Raw genomic sequence first — 16,902 nt, 5'->3', positions numbered from 1 at the left:
CGGGCGGGCGGGGTTACTTGACGTACAGCCGGCGCGGGTCGACGCCGGCGATGATGTCGTCGTAGACGAGGCCGCCGACCTTGGTCCCGGCGATCTGGGTCTGCTTGTAGTACGCGGTCGGGACGACGTTGACGACGTCCTTGACCAGGTACTCGTTGAGCTTGCCCCACTCCGCCGACGCCTTGGCCGGGTCGGTGATCTTGTTGATCCGGTCGATCTCGCTGTTGACCTTGGAGTCGTTGACCTGCGAGTAGTTCTGGGCGCCCTCGGCGATCGCGCGTCCGTCGTACAGCGGCGGGATCACGGTCGAGGCGGACGGCCAGTCGGCGCCCCACGCGGTGTGGAAGATGTCGTAGTTGTTGTCCAGCTTGCTGACCTGGTCGTAGTAGGTCTCGGCCGGGATCTCCTGCCGCTGGACGTCGAAGCCGGCCTTCTCCAGGCCCGCCGCCATGGCGGTGGAGTACTGCTGGCCCTCGGGGGTGTTGATGTAGCCGAAGGTCAGCTTCAGACCGGTCTTGCCGGCCTCCTCCAGGAGCGCCTTGGCCTTGGCCGGGTCACCGGCGGGCTTCTTCTTCTTGCCCCACGGGTCGAAGGCGGGGTCGTAGCCGGTGACGGTCGGGCTGATGATGCCGCCCGCGACCTCCATCGCGTCGGTGCCGCCGTAGGCACGCACGAACGGCGTGACCGGGAGGGCGTAGGCGATGGCCTGGCGGACCTTGATGTCCTTCATCTCCGGGTGGGCCAGGTTGATGTTCATTTGGCCGACGTAGGGCTGGAAGCCGGAGACCGTGCGGGACTTCATCTTCGGGTCGTTCAGGATCTTGGTCAGGTTGCCCGCGTCGACCTGGTTGCTGAAACTGACGCCCGTCTGGTCACCGCCGCTGTCGGCGAGGAGCGCCTTGGTGGAGTCCTCGTACTGCTGGTTGAACGTGATGTTGAACCGGTCGACGTACTGGTGCCGCAGCGGGTCCGTGTCCGGGTCCCAGTTCTCGTTCTTGACGAGCACCATCGACTTGCCGGACTTGAACTCCTGGATCTTGTACGGCCCGGTCACCACCGGGTCCTTGTCGTACTTCTCCTTGGTGTCGCCCTTCTCGGACACGATGGCGTAACCCGTCATGGCCAGGGCGTACGGCAGGTCGGGGTGCGGGTTCTTGAACTTGAAGACGACCGTCTTGTCGTCCGGCGTCTCCAGCACGCTGTCCGGCAGGTGCTTGCCCTTGAACGGGCCGTCCGGCAGCAGCTTGCGGTAGTCGGCACCCGGGGTGTCGGCCAGCCACTGCTGGATGTACGGCGGGCCCTGGTTGATGAAGGATGCGAACTGCCGCTCGAAGGTGTGCCGGACGTCCGCGGAGGTGATCCCGGAGCCGTCCTCGAACTTGATGCCGTCCTTGAGCGTGAACTTCCAGGTCTTGCCGCCGTCCGTGGTGGTACCGGAGTCGGTGGCGAGGTCGCCGACGACCTCGTGCTTGCTGCCGTCGTTGCTGGTCGCCTTGTAGCCGGTCAGCCCTCTGTGCAGCAGCTGGGAGACCGCCATCTCGTCCTGGACGTAGACCTGTCCGGGGTCCAGGTGGGCGTAACTGTCGCGGGCCAGCACCGAGATGGTGCCGCCGGGCTTGGCGCCGGGGACCTCGGCGGCGGGGCCCTTGGACGCCTCGGCGTCCCCGAACTCGATCGCCGCCTGCTGCCGCTCGGCGTTCTCCTTCTGTTCCTTGTCGTTGCCGCTGCCTTTGCTGCCGCCCTCGCTGCACCCGGTCAGCACGAGTGCGCCGGCCGCGAGCACCGAGATTGCCGCGTATACGTGGCGTCCGCCCCTACTCATCACTCAGTTTCCACCCATCTGTGTGTCACCAGTGCGAAGGAAGTGCCAACCAGTGGTTCAGCGCGCCGTCTTGGGGTCGAAGGCGTCCCTGACCGAGTCCCCGAGCAGGTTGAACGCCACGATGAAGATGATCATCGAGATGCCGGGGAAGAACATGTAGGTGATGTCGTTCTGCATCACGAGTTCGGTGGACGCCTTGGAGAACATCTGTCCCCAGTCCGGCGTCGGTTCGACGATGCCCACGCCGAGGAAGGACAGACCGGCCTCGGCGGTCACGAAGTTGGGGAGCATGTACGTGCCCTGCACGAGGATCGGCGTGACCACGTTGGGCAGGATCTCCTTGCGGATGATCCGCCACGGTGGGGCCCCGCTGACCTTGGCCGCCTCGATGAACTCCCGTTCTCGCAGGGCGAGTGTGGTGCCTCTGAGGATCCGCCCGAGGCTCATCCAGCCGAGGAACCACATCACGAGGATGAGGGCGACCACCCGGACGTAGACCGGGGTCTCGTCGCGCGGGCTGACGAACAGTGAGACGACGACCGGCATGCTGGCGATGAAGAACAGCTGCGACGGGAAGGCCAGCAGGAAGTCGATGACCCGGCTGATCCAGTAGTCCGTCCGGCCGCCGAGATAGCCGGCCGTGACACCCAGCAGGATGCCGGTGAGCACGGTCGCGATCGTGACCGCGACCGAGATCCCGAGCGAAGTCCGGATGCCGTAGAGCAGTTTGGTGAAGACGTCGTACCCGTTGCCGGGTTCGAGGCCGAACCAGAACTCGCCGCTGATCCCGCCGTTGGGCTGCACCGGCACACCCGCGCTGTCGAACAGCTCGGGGCGCTCGTCGGCGTACACGGTGTACGGGTCCTTGCCGTACAGCCACGAGATCACCGGGGCGAGCAGGCCGATCAGGAAGAAGAAGATGACGACGTACGCCGAGATCACCCCGGTGCGGTCCCGCTTGAAGCGGATCCACATCAGCTGGCCGGGCGAACGCCCGATCAGCTGCTCGTCCTCGGGCTTCACGTCCGGAGTTGGTGCACCGTCCGCGATGACCGAGGTCCCGCCACCCTCAATGCCGATACCACTTGTCACGTTTCGCCCGTTTCGCTGGTAAGGGTATGCCAAAGCGAGGCGTGCGGAACTCCGCAGCCGGACGCGCGTAGGAGGTGTGCGCCTCTTCCTCCGACACCCCTGACGGAGGATCAGGCAACCCCCTGTTGCTCGCGAGTCGGCACTGTCCCCACAGTGCGAGACCCATTGACCCGAGCGCTGCGGCTAACTATCTGCCATGAGCCAACTACCGACCACCGTCTTTAAATCTCAATTCAGTCACAGCTGGCGTGAAGACCTTCCAAAATCCGGACAAAGTGTTGGGTCGAAGAACGTCGCGAAACGGACGTGTTACATGGGTATCGGGCGAGGATCTCCGCATTTCGGACAGGGCGGCGATTCTCGGCCACCGGAAAACGAGTTGCAAAAAGCCCCGGCTCCCCCATGACGGGGGAGCCGGGGCTCAGGCGTCCGGTACTCAGCCGTGCTTGGCGCGGCTCGCGGCGCGGGCGCGCTCGCGGGCGTCCAGGTTCACCTTGCGGATACGAACGGCCTCCGGCGTCACCTCGACGCACTCGTCGTCGCGGCAGAACTCCAGGGACTGCTCCAGGGAGAGCTTGCGGGGCGGCACGATCGCCTCGAACGAGTCGGCCGAGGAGGACCGCATGTTCGTGAGCTTCTTCTCCTTGGTGATGTTCACGTCCATGTCGTCGGAGCGCGAGTTCTCGCCGACGATCATGCCCTCGTACACCTCGGTACCCGGGTCCGTGAACAGCACGCCCCGCTCCTGCAGGTTGGTCATCGCGAACGCGGTGACGGCACCGGAGCGGTCGGCGACCAGCGATCCGTTGTTACGGGTCTGCAGGGCGCCGAACCAGGGCTCGAAGCCCTCGTGGATGGAGTGGCCGATGCCGGTGCCACGGGTCTGGGTCAGGAACTCGGTCCGGAACCCGATGAGACCGCGCGAAGGCACCACGAACTCCATGCGCACCCAGCCCGAGCCGTGGTTGGACATGTTGTCCATACGGCCCTTGCGGACGCCCATGAGCTGCGTGACCGCGCCCATGTGCTCCTCGGGGACGTCGATCGTCATGCGCTCGACGGGCTCGTAGACCTTGCCGTCGACGTCCTTGGTCACGACCTGCGGCTTGCCGATGGTCAGCTCGAAGCCCTCGCGGCGCATCTGCTCGACCAGGATGGCCAGCGCCAGCTCACCGCGGCCCTGCACCTCCCAGGCGTCGGGGCGCTCGGTGTCGATGACACGCAGCGAGACGTTACCGATCAGCTCGCGGTCCAGGCGGTCCTTGACCTGGCGGGCGGTGACCTTGCGGTCCTTGACGGCCGCCTTGTTGTCGGCGCCCTTGCCCGTGCCGCCACGGCCGACCAGCGGCGAGGTGTTCGTGCCGATGGTCATGGAGATCGCGGGCTCGTCGACCGTGATCAGCGGCAGCGGAATCGGGTTCTCGGTGTCGGCGAGGGTCTCACCGATCATGATGTCCGGGATACCGGCGACGGCACAGATGTCACCGGGGCCGGCCTTCTCGGCGGGCTTGCGGGTCAGCGCCTCGGTCATCATCAGCTCGCTGATGCGGACGTTGCTGACGGAGCCGTCGCGCTTGATCCAGGCGACCGTCTGGCCCTTGCGCAGCTCGCCCTGCTCGACGCGGACCAGCGCGATACGGCCGAGGAAGTTGTCCGCGTCCAGGTTGGTGACGTGCGCCTGGAGCGGGGCCTCCTCGTCGTAGGTCGGGGCCGGGATGTGCTGGAGGATCGTGGAGAAGAACGGCTCCAGGCTGGTGGAGTCCGCCGGGACCGTGCCGTTCTCCGGCTTGGTCAGCGAGGCGATGCCGTCACGGCCACAGGCGTAGACGATCGGGAACTCGATCTGCTCCTCGTCGGCGTCCAGGTCGAGGAAGAGGTCGTAGGTCTCGTTGACCACCTCGTCGATCCGGGAGTCCGGGCGGTCCGTCTTGTTGATGCACAGGATGACGGGCAGGCGCTGCTGCAGCGCCTTGCGCAGCACGAAGCGGGTCTGCGGCAGCGGGCCCTCGGAGGCGTCGACGAGCAGGACGACACCGTCGACCATCGACAGACCGCGCTCCACCTCGCCACCGAAGTCGGCGTGGCCGGGGGTGTCGATGATGTTGATGGTGATGACGTCCCCCCCGTCCTTCGGGTGGTACTTCACCGCCGTGTTCTTGGCCAGGATCGTGATGCCCTTCTCACGCTCCAGGTCGTTCGAGTCCATCATGCGGTCGTCGACGCCTTCGAGCTGGTGCGCGGCGAAGGCGCCGGCCTGCTTCAGCATGCCGTCGACGATGGTGGTCTTGCCGTGGTCGACGTGGGCGACGATGGCGACGTTGCGGATGTCGTGGCGCGTGGCCATATTGCGGCGTACTCCCGGAGTGGTGAGGACGGCTCTCGCGTACGTCTGTGATACGCGGGCCCTGCCGGGCTGGACACGCCACGGCCTCACCCCATGGTACGTGGCCGCTGCCGCTGGGGCTCGCCGGGATACGTCGGTGCAGGTCAGGAGCTATTTACACCCCGCTGAGCCCCCAGGTACGGGACGCGTGGGGGCGGTGGGGGCGAGACCCCTCAGTTGGACGATCCGCTCGGCCCCGGGTGCGCGCCCTTCTTCAGGAAACCCATGTCCTGGTACACCGGCGTCCCGAAGCCGAAGGCGCCCGCGTTGACGACACTCGTCCGCGCCGCCGTCAGCTGAGGCCGCTGGAAGAGCGGCAGCGACCCCGCCGCCGCCCAGATCCGTGAGTCGGCCTTGCGGATCAGCGCCCGCGCCTCGGACTCGTCGAGCGTGGCGATGGCCTGGTCGAAGAGCTGGTCGACCTGGTCGGTCCCGACCCGCGTGTAGTTCTGCTCGACGTTCAGCGACCCGTCGGCGGCCGGTACCGGCTTGGCGTAGATCGGCCGGGCGTCGGTCGCCGGGTAGGCGGAGGCGGGCCAGGAGTACAGGGCCAGATCGAACTGGCCGGATGCGATGTGGTCCTTGAAGTAGCTCTCGTCCGAGACCTTGACGATGTCGGTGCGGATGCCGACCCGCTCCAGCATCACCGCGATCCGGTCCGCCACCGTGCGCAGCGTCTGCGACCCCTCCCCCGAGGGCACCACGAACCGCAGCGCCAGCGGCTCGCCGTCCTTGGCCAGCGGCCGGGCCGCCGCGCCCGCCGGTGCGGCGGTGCCGCGCGGGGCGTACGCGCCGGGCGCACCGCCCTGCTGCAGCTGCTTGTTGCCGTACTGCTTGCCGTCCTGGGCGAGATGCCGCGAGCCTTCCTCGCCGTCGCTCTTCTGGGTGTGCCCCTCGTCCCCGCCCGCCTTGTTGTCGTCCCCGACGATGTACGTCCCGTCGTCCTCGGACTCCGAGTCCGCCTTGTCCTTCGACTTGGACTCGTCGCCGGAGTCGGACCTGGCCTTGGGCTTCTCCCCGGAGTCGGACTTGGACCTGTCCCCGGCGTCCGCCTCCTTCTCGCCCTTCTCGCCCTTCTCGCTCTTGCCGCCCTTCTCGCTCTTGTCGCCCTTCTTCGCTTCGCTCCCCGCAGCGCCCTCCCCGTCCCCCTTCTTCTTCTTGACCGGCCCTCCCGGCACCCACCCCGCGTCCGCGAGCAGCGCCTGTGCCTCCGCCGTGTCCTGGCCGCCGACCGCGCCGCTGTTGTCGGCATACGCGGCCTGGCCGGACAGGGCGAGGTGGCTGCCGACCGGCTCGGTGGGCAGGCCGAGCGGGGCCAGGACCAGCTTCGCCAGCTCCTTGCGGTCGATGGCGCGGGCCAAGGCACGCCGCACCCGCTCGTCGGCGAGCAGACTGTCGCCGCCGTTGAGGGCGAGCTGCGTGTACGCCGGCTCCAGGGACTTGCGTACCTCGAAGCCCCGGAACTTCGCCTGGTCCCGTCGCTGCTCGAGGGTCAGCCTGGTGCCCGGCTCCGGGCCCATCAGCGGCGTACCGGAAGCACTGGCGGAGCCGTGGGCGGAGGCACTGGCGGTCGCGGACCGAGGCGGCGCGGCGAGCGCGATGCGCCGGGCCGCGGCGGTGTCGATCTCGGCCAGGTCCAGCTGCCCCGCGGCCAGCGCGGCGGCCCTCTGTTCGCGCGGCACGGCGCGCAGGACGATCTCGTTCAGCTTGGCGCGCTGCCCCCACCAGCGGGGATTGCGGGTGAGCTCGACCTCGTCGCCCTTGCGGTCGATCTTCTTCACCGTGAACGGCCCCGCGGTGACCTTGAGCTTGCGCCGTGCCCCGTCGTTGAAGGCGTCCGGCGTGCCCATGACCTCCTTCGGGTACAGCGGCGAGAACAGCGACTGCCAGTCCGCGTACGGCCGCTCGAAGGTGACCCGCACCTCGAGGTCGTTGGCGCCGCGCTCGATCCTCTCGATGCGGTCGTAGCCGGCGTTGCGGGCGGTCCAGTAGGCGCTGTCCTTGCCGGACAGGGCGCGCCACTGGGCGGCGAAGTCGGCGGCGCCGATCTCCCGGCCGTCGCTCCAGACGGCCTGCTGGTTGAGCTTGTACAGGACGACCTGCTTGGGCTCGGTCTCGACGACCTTGGCGGACTCCAGATAGTCCGGATTGCGCTCCGGCCGCCCGTTCCGGTCGAGCCGGAACATCGACGGCAGGGTGGCCTGCGCGATCCGGGTCGTGGTGGCGTCGGCGTCCGACTGGAAGGTGTTCAGCGTCTCGGGCACGGCGTCCACGGCCCACCGCAGCGTGCCGCCGTCGGCGATCCGGTCCCGGGCGGCCGGGGCGATGTCCTGCCCGGCCAGCGGCTTGCCGGCGGGGTCCGGGTCGCTGCAACCGGCGAGCACGGGCATGCCGAGCACACCGGCGGTCAGGAAGGCCACCGAGCGCATGACCGCGTTGCGGCCGGGCCTGGGTCCGAAGCCGTCGTAGGACATCTGAGGTACCTCCGGGGAGCCGCTCCCGCCGGTGACATTAAGTGCGTTCTGATCACGTTTGGCGGTATTTTGGAGCTGATCAGATCTAAGGCACCCACTGAAGAGGAAAGGGTTCGCCAGTCGGAGACGACACGGCGGCCAGAGCGTGCAAGGCCACCCGTGCGGAGCAATGCACTGCCGTACGGCGCAATCACGCTCCCCGCGCTTTTTCGGCTCTCCGGCGTACACAGAGCGCGTGCGGGTGTGCAATGGAGGCGCGCAATCCGCCAATCGCTGCACATCCCTTCACAGCGATAGGTGTGACGCGCAACACTCGCAGGCGCATGAACGTCACCACCCAGGGCCGAAGAGCCCACGGAAGTGAGGTCACGTCATGTCCGTGCAAGACGAACTGACAGCGGTCCAGCGGTGCCTCGAGGACCTGTCCCGGTCCGTGGGCCGGCTGGAGAAGCAGCTGGGCACCGGTGGGCTGGAAATGCGTCGCGTCCGCGCCGACGCCAACCATCTGCGCGAGAGCGTCGCGCTGCTGCGGGACGCGGCCGCGACGCCCGCCACGCAGCGCAAACCGGAGCTCGTCACCATCCCCGACACGCCGTACGACGACTCTCTGTGGATCGACACGGATGACGAGGGTCTCGGCGCCCGGGACCGCCGCGCCCCCTGATCCCACCCCCTGACCCGACCGGAGTCATGCATTGGCCACTGGTACGGAACCCCATCTGAACAGCGGCGGCGTTCGAACCAAGACGCGCGCCGCGATCTCCGCCCCGCACCTGCGGACCGACCGCTGGTGGCTGGCCCCGGCCGCCACCGCGGCCGGTCTGCTGGCGTTCATCGTGTACTCCACCTGGCGGGCCTTCGCCAACGAGCACTACTACGCGGCGCCGTACGTCTCCCCGTTCTACTCGCCGTGTCTGGCGGAGAACTGCGAGCCCATGCGCGCCGGGCCGAACTGGGACCTCTTCGGGAGCTGGTGGGGCATCTCCCCCGCGATCATCATCCTGATCTTCCCGCTCGGCTTCCGCCTGACCTGCTACTACTACCGCAAGGCCTACTACCGCGGCTTCTGGATGTCGCCCCCGGCCTGCGCGGTGGCGGAACCGCACAAGAAGTACTCCGGTGAGACCCGTTTCCCGCTGATCCTGCAGAACATCCACCGGTACTTCTTCTACGCCGCGCTCCTGGTCGCCGGGATCCTGTCGTACGACACGGTGCTCGCCTTCCGCGACGAGAACTACGAGTGGGGCCACATGGGCCTCGGCACCCTCGTCTTCCTCGCCAACATCGTGCTGATCTGGGCGTACACCCTGTCCTGTCACTCGTGCCGGCACATCGTGGGTGGCAAGCTCAAGCACTTCTCCAAGCACCCCGTGCGCTACCGGATGTGGCAGTGGATCGGGAAGCTCAACGCCCGCCACATGCAGCTGGCGTGGGCGTCGCTGGTGAGCGTGGCGCTCGCCGACTTCTACGTCTATCTCGTCGCGTCCGGGGTCTTCGACGATCCGCGCTTCTTCTAGATTGAGTGGGGACTGAACAGATGTCCGTGGTCGAACGGCAGGAGTGGGACGTCGTCGTGGTCGGCGCCGGGGGCGCGGGCCTGCGTGCGGCGATCGAGGCACGTGAGCGAGGCGCCCGTACCGCCGTGATCTGCAAGTCGCTGTTCGGCAAGGCGCACACCGTGATGGCCGAGGGCGGCATCGCGGCGGCCATGGCCAACGCCAACGAGCACGACAACTGGCAGGTCCACTTCCGCGACACCATGCGCGGCGGCAAGTTCCTCAACCAGTGGCGGATGGCCGAGCTGCACGCGCAGGAGGCGCCGGAGCGGGTGTGGGAGCTGGAGACCTGGGGCGCGCTCTTCGACCGCACGAAGGACGGCCGTATCTCCCAGCGCAACTTCGGCGGCCACGAGTACCCGCGCCTCGCGCACGTCGGCGACCGCACCGGACTGGAACTGATCCGCACGCTCCAGCAGAAGATCGTCTCGCTTCAGCAGCAGGACGAGAAGGAGACCGGGGACTACGAGTCCCGGCTCAAGGTCTACCAGGAGTGCACGGTCACCCGGATCCTCAAGGACGGCAGCCGGGTCTCCGGGGTCTTCGCCTACGACCGCGAGACGGGCCGCTTCTTCGTCCTGGACGCCCCCGCCGTCGTCGTCGCGACGGGCGGGATCGGCAAGTCCTTCAAGGTGACGTCGAACTCCTGGGAGTACACCGGCGACGGCCACGCGCTGGCGCTGCTGGCGGGCGCGCCGCTGCTCAACATGGAGTTCGTGCAGTTCCACCCGACGGGCATGGTCTGGCCGCCGTCGGTGAAGGGCATCCTCGTCACGGAGTCGGTGCGCGGCGACGGAGGGGTGCTGCGCAACTCCGAGGGCAAGCGGTTCATGTTCGACTACATCCCCGACGTCTTCAAGGAGAAGTACGCCCAGTCGGAGGAGGAGGGCGACCGCTGGTACGAGGACCCGGACAACAACCGGCGGCCTCCTGAGCTGCTGCCTCGCGACGAGGTGGCACGGGCGATCAACTCCGAGGTGAAGGCGGGGCGGGGCTCCCCGCACGGCGGGGTCTTCCTGGACGTGTCCACCCGTATGCCGGCGGAGGTCATCCGCCGTCGCCTTCCCTCCATGTACCACCAGTTCAAGGAGCTGGCGGACGTGGACATCACCGCGGAGGCGATGGAGGTCGGGCCGACCTGCCACTACGTCATGGGCGGCATCGCGGTCGAGTCGGACACGGCGGCGGCGCGCGGGGTGCCGGGGCTGTTCGCGGCCGGTGAGGTGGCCGGCGGCATGCACGGCTCGAACCGTCTCGGCGGCAACTCGCTGTCCGACCTGCTGGTGTTCGGCCGCCGGGCCGGCTGGCACGCCGCCGAGTACGCGGCGGCACAGGCCTTCGAACGCCCTGAGGTCAGCGACCTCCAGGTCGACACGGCGGCCGCGGAGGCGCTGCGGCCGTTCTCGGCGGAGGGACCGGCCGGGGGTGCGGACGACGGGCGCCCACCGGAGAACCCGTACACCCTCCACCAGGAACTCCAGCAGACCATGAACGACCTCGTCGGGATCATCCGCCGCGAGGCCGAGATGGAGCAGGCCCTCGAGAAGCTGGCGGACCTGCGCGTACGGGCCCGCCGGGCCGGTGTCGAGGGCCACCGCCAGTTCAATCCCGGCTGGCACCTCGCGCTGGACCTGCGCAACATGCTGCTGGTCAGCGAGTGCGTGGCGCGGGCGGCGCTGGAACGCACGGAGTCGCGCGGCGGGCACACCCGCGAGGACCACCCGACGATGGACCGCAAGTGGCGCAACATCAACCTGCTGTGCCAACTGGCCGATCCGACGGGCGGCTTGGCCGCCACGGACCCGGAACGCGGCCAGATCAACCTGCTGCGGGAGACCACCGACCCCGTCCGCCCGGACCTGCTGGCTCTCTTCGACAAGGAAGAGCTGGTCAAGTACCTCGCCGAGGAGGAGCTCTACCAGTGAGCAGCTACGAGGCCCGCTTCAAGGTGTGGCGCGGCGATGTGCAGGGCGGCGGCCTGGAGGACTTCGAGGTCGAGGTGAACGAAGGCGAGGTGGTCCTGGACATCATCCACCGCCTCCAGGCCACCCAGGCCCCCGATCTCGCCGTCCGCTGGAACTGCAAGGCAGGCAAGTGCGGTTCGTGCTCCGCGGAGATCAACGGGCGGCCGCGGCTGATGTGCATGACGCGGATGTCGGTGTTCACCCAGGAGGAGACGATCACGGTGACGCCGCTGCGGGCGTTCCCGGTGGTGCGGGACCTCGTCACGGACGTCGGCTTCAACTACACCAAGGCGCGCGAGGTTCCGGCCTTCGTTCCGCCCGAGGGTGTGGGCCCCGGTGAGTACCGGATGATGCAGGAGGACGTGGACCGCTCGCAGGAGTTCCGCAAGTGCATCGAGTGCTTCCTGTGCCAGGACACCTGCCATGTCGTCCGCGACCACGAGGAGAACAAGCCGGCGTTCGCGGGCCCGCGGTTCCTGATGCGGGTCGCGGAACTCGACATGCACCCGCTCGACGCGGCCGCGGAGTCGGGCCTGGACCGCAAGGCCACGGCTCAGGACGAGCACGGCCTCGGCTACTGCAACATCACCAAGTGCTGCACGGAGGTCTGCCCCGAGGGCATCAAGATCACGGACAATGCGCTGATCCCGCTGAAGGAACGGGCCGTCGACCGCAAGTACGACCCGTTGGTGTGGCTGGGTTCGAAGATCGGGAGGCGGTCCTCGTAGGGCGCCCGCCCTCGGCTCCGCCGGGGAACTCGCACGTCACTCCACCCCACCCCTGACGCACCCCGGTCGCGCCCCTGCATTCCTGCTCATACGCTCCGAAATGTGACGTCATCTTCGATCCGGGGCCGGGCGCGGCGCGGTGGTTCGCACATATCGGTGCGGGTCGCGCATGCGCTGGTGGGCGGGCTGGTCGGGGTGGTGTGGCTGGTGCTGCCCGGGATGACGGTCGGTGCCGGGGGGCCGGTCGCGGGCGGGACGGACCGGCCGGTCGCCGGTGCGGTGGCCCAGGGGGAGGACGAGGGGACGTCGGGCACGGATCTGGTGGTGCCGATGCTGGCCGTCGTCGCCGCGACGGCGCTCGCGGGCTACGGGTTCCTGCGGCGCAGACGGCGGACGCGGGAGCGTACGACACCCGGTGGGGCGGCGGGTCGGGGCGAGGCCGAGCAGCCGGTCGGGGAGCTCGATGAGCGGGCTCGGGCGCTGCTCGTGGCGGCCGACGACTGGGTGCGGGTGGGCTGGGAGGAGCTGGGGTTCGTCGAGGGGCGGTTCGAGCTGGAGGATCTCGCGCACGCCGGGGGCGTCGAGGGCGTCGACGAGGCCGGACGGGGCGAGCCCTTCGCTCGGGCCCTTCGGGACGCCGGGGCCGAGCTGGCGGTGGCCGTTCGCATGCGGTGGCAGTACGAGGGCGGGGTTCCGGAGGAGGCCGCGGCTCGGCGGCATGCGCTCGCGGGGATGGTCGGGCGGTGTGAGGAGGCGGGGCGGTTGCTGGACGCGCAGGCCGCCGCGCTCGATCAGGTACGGGGGTTGGAGCAGGGCCTGGGCGGAGGGCTGGGGTATGCCCTGGTCGTCGCCGAGGGCCGGTTCCGGGAGCTGACCGGGCGTACCGGGGGTGCCGACGCGACCCTGCGCGAGCTGGGCGAGCGGTACGCCCCGTCCGCCACGGACGCCGTCGCGGGGCATGTCGAGCAGGCCAAGGACCGGTTGGTGTTCGCGACCACGCGTCTCAACCTCGCCCGCCAGGCCGCCGACTCGGGCGACAACGAGCGGGCCGCGGGCCGGCTGCGGGCCGCCGAGGGCGCCATCGCCCAGGCCGCCGTCTTCATCGACGGCGTGGAACGGCTCGCCGCGAACCTCGCCATGGCCGCGGCCACGGTGCCGGCCGCGCTGACCGGCGGCGAGGTGGAGATCGCCGGGGCGCGGGAGTCGCTGACGGGGGCGCGAGACCCGTACCTGGACGTTCCTCCCGGTGAGCTGCGCGCCCGCGTCACCCACGCCGACATCGTCCTGGCTCTCGTACGAGAACAGCTGACCTCCGGGCCGTACGACCCCCTCGACGTGCTGCGCCGGATCGTGCAGGCCGTCGTGCCGGTCGCCGCGGGGCGGGCCGGGGTGATCGCGGCCGGCGCCCTGCTCTGCGCGCGCAGTGCCGTCGCGGACGCGGACGACGTCGTCGCGACGCATCGGGCAGCGGTCGGCAGCGAGGCCCGCACCCGCCTGGCGGAGGCCCGGCGACTGCTCACTCCCCCACTGTCCACCCCTACCGGCCGGACATCGCCGCCCTCCCCGGCCGACCTCCTGACGTCCGACACCCTGGCCCAACAGGCCCACGCCCTCGCCGAACAGGACATCCGCCTCCACGGCAACCCCATCGAGGGCCCCACCGACGACATCACCGGCCTCGCCGGCGCACTCCTGGGCGGCGTCCTCCTGGGCGCGGACCCGAACACCGCCCCACCCGCCACCTTCGGCGGCCCACGCACGCGGGGGCGCCGGGGGTGACACGGGCTGAGCCCGAGCGGGCGCAGGGCAGGCTCACCGCAGGCCGCGCCCGGCCCCGGCGCGCACGTCCAGGGACTCGACCGGGCCTCCCACGCGGCGCAGCGCCGGACAGCGAACCGGACACCGGCCCCTGCCCCGCCACCGCGGACTGCACGCCCCAGGCCGCCATTGCCGCACAACCCACCCGCCCCCGAGCAGGCTCAGCCAGGTCGCCGAGCGCACCCCGAGGCCGACTGACCGCCCGTGAACGCAGGAGACTCCGCGCCCTCAGAACAGACTCAGCAATGCCTCCGCGGGATCCGTGAGGCCGTTCTCGCCGTCCGGTAGGGGCAGTTCGAACCAGACCGTCTTGCCGCGCGGTGTGCGGCGGGAGCCCCAGGCGGCGCTGAGGAGGCCGACCAGTTGGAGGCCCCGGCCGCCCTCGTCGGTGTCGCGGGCGCGGCGGCGGCGGGGTTGGACCAGGCCGGAGTCCCAGACCTCGCAGACCAGGGTGCGGTCGAGGAGGAGGCGGAGTCGGATCTCGCCCTCGCCGTAGCGCAGCGCGTTGGTGACCAGTTCGCTGACCAGAAGTTCCGTCGTGTCGACGAGGGGTTCCAGGTCCCACGACAGGAGCCGGCCGCGAGCGTACTCGCGGGCGCGGCCCACGCTGCGCGGCTCACGTGGCAGGGTCCAGTCGCCGACCGAGTCGGCCGGAAGTCCCTGGACACGCGCCATCAGCAACGCGATGTCGTCCTCGCCGTGGTGGGTGTCGAGGGTGTTGAGGACGTGGTCGCAGACGTCCTCAAGGTTCGGCGGGGCGTCGGCGCGTAGCGCCGTCGTTGAGGGGTGGTGGTCGGGCGACGGGCGGGCGGGGTCGGTGAGCGCGCCCACGAAGGCCTGCAGGCCCTCGTCCAGCGGATGGTCACGGGACTCCACGAGTCCATCCGTGTAGAGCGCCAGCAGCGCGCCCTCAGGCAGCTCGACCTCCACCTCCTCGAACGGCTCCCCGCCCACACCGAGCGGCATCCCCGGCGGCACGTCCAGCATCAGCGCGTCCTCGCCCGGCTCGACGAGGACCGGCGGCAGATGGCCGGCGTTGGCGAAGGTGCAGCGGCGCGTGACGGAGTCGTAGACCGCGTAGACGCAGGTCGCGAGGTACACCTCGGACAGGTCCGCCTCCCGGGGGCGGCGGGCCGCGCGGGTCGCCTGCTGGACGCCGCCGGGCGCTCCGAGGCCCCGCGCGATCTCGTCCAGCGCCGAGAGCACCTCGGCCGGTTCGAGATCCAGCAACGCCAGCGTCCGTACGGCGGAGCGCAGTTCACCCATCGCGACGGCCGCACGCAGCCCGCGGCCCATCACGTCCCCCACGACCAACGCCGTGCGATGCCCGGGGAGTTCGATCACGTCGAACCAGTCGCCGCCGACCTCGCTGGGCCGGTCGGCGGACGAGTTGCCCGGCAGGTAACGGCACGCGATGTCCAGACCGGAGGCGACCGGGTCGCCCGGCGGGAGCAGGGACCGCTGCAGTATCAGCGCCCGCTCGTGCTCGCGCCGGTACAGCCGCGCGTTGTCGATGCACACGGCAGCACGCGCGGCCAGCTCGACCGCCAGATCACGGTCCCGGTCGCCGAACGGCTCACTGCCCTTCGTACGGGCGAACTGCGCCAGTCCCACGACCGTGTCGTGGGCGACCATCGGCACCGCGAGCGTGGACTGCACGAGGCCGCCCTCCTCGCCGGGCACGTACTGCGGCCGGGCGGTGCGCAGGGCGTCCGCACAGGGCGAGTTGAAGGGGTAGTGGTGGACGGCGCCGACCGCGACGGGAGTGCCGCCACCGACGAAGGGCGCGTCGGAGACCGCGCTGGCGAAGGCGACCCGGCGCAGCTCCGCGCTGCCGTCGGCGAGGCCGGGCGGGGTCTCGTCGCCGGCCAGCAGCCCCTGGTAGAGGTCGACGGTGGCCAGGTCGCAGAAGCCGGGGACCACGACGTCGAGGAGTTCGCGGGCTGTCGTCTCCAGGTCGAGGGAGTTGCCTATGCGGGCACCGGCCTCGTTCAGAAGGGCCAGATTCCGCCGGGCGGCGGCGGCCTCGCGGGCGGCGGCGCGGCGGGCGGTGATGTCGGTTCCGAGCCAGGCGATACCGATGGGGCGCCCGCTGCCGCTGCGCACGCGGTAGAGGTTGACGGACCAGTGGCGGCGCTCGTCCGATCCGGGCAGAAAGCCGGTGACGTGCATGTCCGTGATGGCGTCGCCGCTCTCCAGGACGCGGCGCAGGGTCGCCGAGACGCGTTCGGCCTCGGGACGCGGCAGATAGTCGTGGACGCCCTTGCCGCGATGGTCGTCGGGTGTGCCGCCGAACAGGGAGGCGAACCGCTGGTTGGCTCGGCGCACCCGCAGGTCGGGGTCGATCAGCAGGAAGCCGAACGGAGATTGACCGAATATCGCCTGCGAGGCGGCGAGGTCGGTTTCCATCCGACGCAGGGTGCGGACGTCGACGACGATGCAGACGGCGGCCTTCTCGCCGTCCTCGGTCCGCGTCGGCATGACGTACACCTCGGCGAGGCCGTCCTGACCGGGCCGGTCCTCGGCGTCCTGCGGCATCCGGAAGGGGACCACACCGGTCCACTCCCGTCCGTCAAGGATCTCCGCCATCTTGCGCTGACCCTGCTCGCGCAGGTCGGGGTCGATGAACGCCTCGATGGGGTCCATGCCGACGGCCCGCTCGGCCGGTATGCCGAAGAGCTGCTCGGCGCGCAGGCTCCACTGGTCGACCAGGCCGTCGGGGCCGATGGAGAAGGACGCGACCTTGATGTAGTCGTAGATCGAGCCGGGCGGGCTGCTCTGCCAGACGGGGTCACCGGGGCGGGCCTCGTCCGAGGCGAACGTGTCGCGGGATGCCTGTGTGTCCTGCGAGGCTTGCGAGCCCTGTGTGTCGCGGGAGACGCCTGTCCTGTGGGAGGCCCTTGTCTCGTGGGCCCCCTCTCCCGCGGCCTTCGCCCTCGCGCCGTCCGACGGGTCGTCGGACCCCGAGGCCCTCGCTGGTATCTCGCTCACGCGAACCGTCCCCTCCAGCTCACCGCGCCCGGCACCGGTCACCGGGTGGCGGCTGCCCGCAGTATCCAGCACTA

Annotated in this window: 10 protein-coding genes; 5 read left to right on the top strand and 5 right to left on the bottom strand. The window is 69.8% G+C overall.

The window, feature by feature from the left end:
• Window positions 1–13: 13 nt before the first annotated feature.
• From ACZ7M7_RS09925 to ACZ7M7_RS09910, 4 genes are all read right to left on the bottom strand, one after another.
• Window positions 14–1,822 (bottom strand): ABC transporter substrate-binding protein, encoded by a 1,809-nt coding sequence (locus tag ACZ7M7_RS09925; RefSeq protein WP_472114622.1) that lies wholly within the window; start codon window positions 1,820–1,822, stop codon window positions 14–16.
• A 57-nt stretch (window positions 1,823–1,879) separates the two neighbouring features.
• Window positions 1,880–2,914 carry an ABC transporter permease gene (locus ACZ7M7_RS09920; protein WP_383603289.1) on the bottom strand — a complete coding sequence of 345 codons (1,035 nt, stop codon included), beginning with the start codon at window positions 2,912–2,914 and terminating at the stop codon, window positions 1,880–1,882.
• A gap of 436 nt (window positions 2,915–3,350) precedes the next feature.
• The gene (gene typA, locus ACZ7M7_RS09915) at window positions 3,351–5,258 is read right to left on the bottom strand and encodes a translational GTPase TypA (protein ID WP_383603292.1); all 1,908 of its coding nucleotides are present in this window, start codon (window positions 5,256–5,258) and stop codon (window positions 3,351–3,353) included.
• Window positions 5,259–5,470: 212 nt separating this feature from the next.
• Window positions 5,471–7,771, bottom strand: a complete 2,301-nt coding sequence (locus ACZ7M7_RS09910) for an ABC transporter family substrate-binding protein (protein WP_472114619.1) — start codon at window positions 7,769–7,771, stop codon at window positions 5,471–5,473.
• A gap of 373 nt (window positions 7,772–8,144) precedes the next feature.
• Here ACZ7M7_RS09910 and ACZ7M7_RS09905 point away from each other — a divergent pair, with 373 nt between their 5' ends.
• From ACZ7M7_RS09905 to ACZ7M7_RS09885, 5 genes are all read left to right on the top strand, one after another.
• Complete coding sequence (locus ACZ7M7_RS09905) at window positions 8,145–8,435, top strand: hypothetical protein (RefSeq protein ID WP_383603298.1); 291 nt, start codon at window positions 8,145–8,147, stop codon at window positions 8,433–8,435.
• 31 nt (window positions 8,436–8,466) lie between these two features.
• Window positions 8,467–9,288, top strand: a complete 822-nt coding sequence (locus ACZ7M7_RS09900) for a hypothetical protein (protein ID WP_383603300.1) — start codon at window positions 8,467–8,469, stop codon at window positions 9,286–9,288.
• Between the two features lie 20 nt (window positions 9,289–9,308).
• Window positions 9,309–11,252, top strand: coding sequence for a fumarate reductase/succinate dehydrogenase flavoprotein subunit (locus ACZ7M7_RS09895; protein ID WP_383628131.1), 1,944 nt, complete (start codon window positions 9,309–9,311; stop codon window positions 11,250–11,252).
• Window positions 11,249–12,019 carry a succinate dehydrogenase/fumarate reductase iron-sulfur subunit gene (locus tag ACZ7M7_RS09890; protein ID WP_472114615.1) on the top strand — a complete coding sequence of 257 codons (771 nt, stop codon included), beginning with the start codon at window positions 11,249–11,251 and terminating at the stop codon, window positions 12,017–12,019. The genes ACZ7M7_RS09895 and ACZ7M7_RS09890 overlap by 4 nt, the downstream gene beginning before the upstream one ends.
• A 102-nt stretch (window positions 12,020–12,121) precedes the next feature.
• Entirely contained in the window at window positions 12,122–13,798 is a 1,677-nt protein-coding gene (locus ACZ7M7_RS09885) for a hypothetical protein (protein WP_472114612.1), read from the top strand.
• A gap of 267 nt (window positions 13,799–14,065) precedes the next feature.
• Here the strand turns inward: ACZ7M7_RS09885 and ACZ7M7_RS09880 are convergent, their stop codons facing one another.
• Window positions 14,066–16,828 (bottom strand): SpoIIE family protein phosphatase, encoded by a 2,763-nt coding sequence (locus ACZ7M7_RS09880; RefSeq protein ID WP_472114609.1) that lies wholly within the window; start codon window positions 16,826–16,828, stop codon window positions 14,066–14,068.
• Window positions 16,829–16,902: the final 74 nt, after the last annotated feature.

This window comes from Streptomyces sp. NPDC111606 (assembly GCF_055656945.1).
The sequence above is the reverse complement of the archived record's forward strand: the minus strand, read 5'-3'. Positions and strand labels throughout refer to the sequence as shown.

Coding starts and splice junctions, on each gene's coding strand:
- ACZ7M7_RS09910 (WP_472114619.1), bottom strand. CDS start 7,771: ATGTCCTACGACGGCTTCGGACCCAGGCCCGGCCGCAACGCGGTCATG.
- typA (WP_383603292.1), bottom strand. CDS start 5,258: ATGGCCACGCGCCACGACATCCGCAACGTCGCCATCGTCGCCCACGTC.
- ACZ7M7_RS09895 (WP_383628131.1), top strand. CDS start 9,309: ATGTCCGTGGTCGAACGGCAGGAGTGGGACGTCGTCGTGGTCGGCGCC.
- ACZ7M7_RS09925 (WP_472114622.1), bottom strand. CDS start 1,822: ATGAGTAGGGGCGGACGCCACGTATACGCGGCAATCTCGGTGCTCGCG.
- ACZ7M7_RS09905 (WP_383603298.1), top strand. CDS start 8,145: ATGTCCGTGCAAGACGAACTGACAGCGGTCCAGCGGTGCCTCGAGGAC.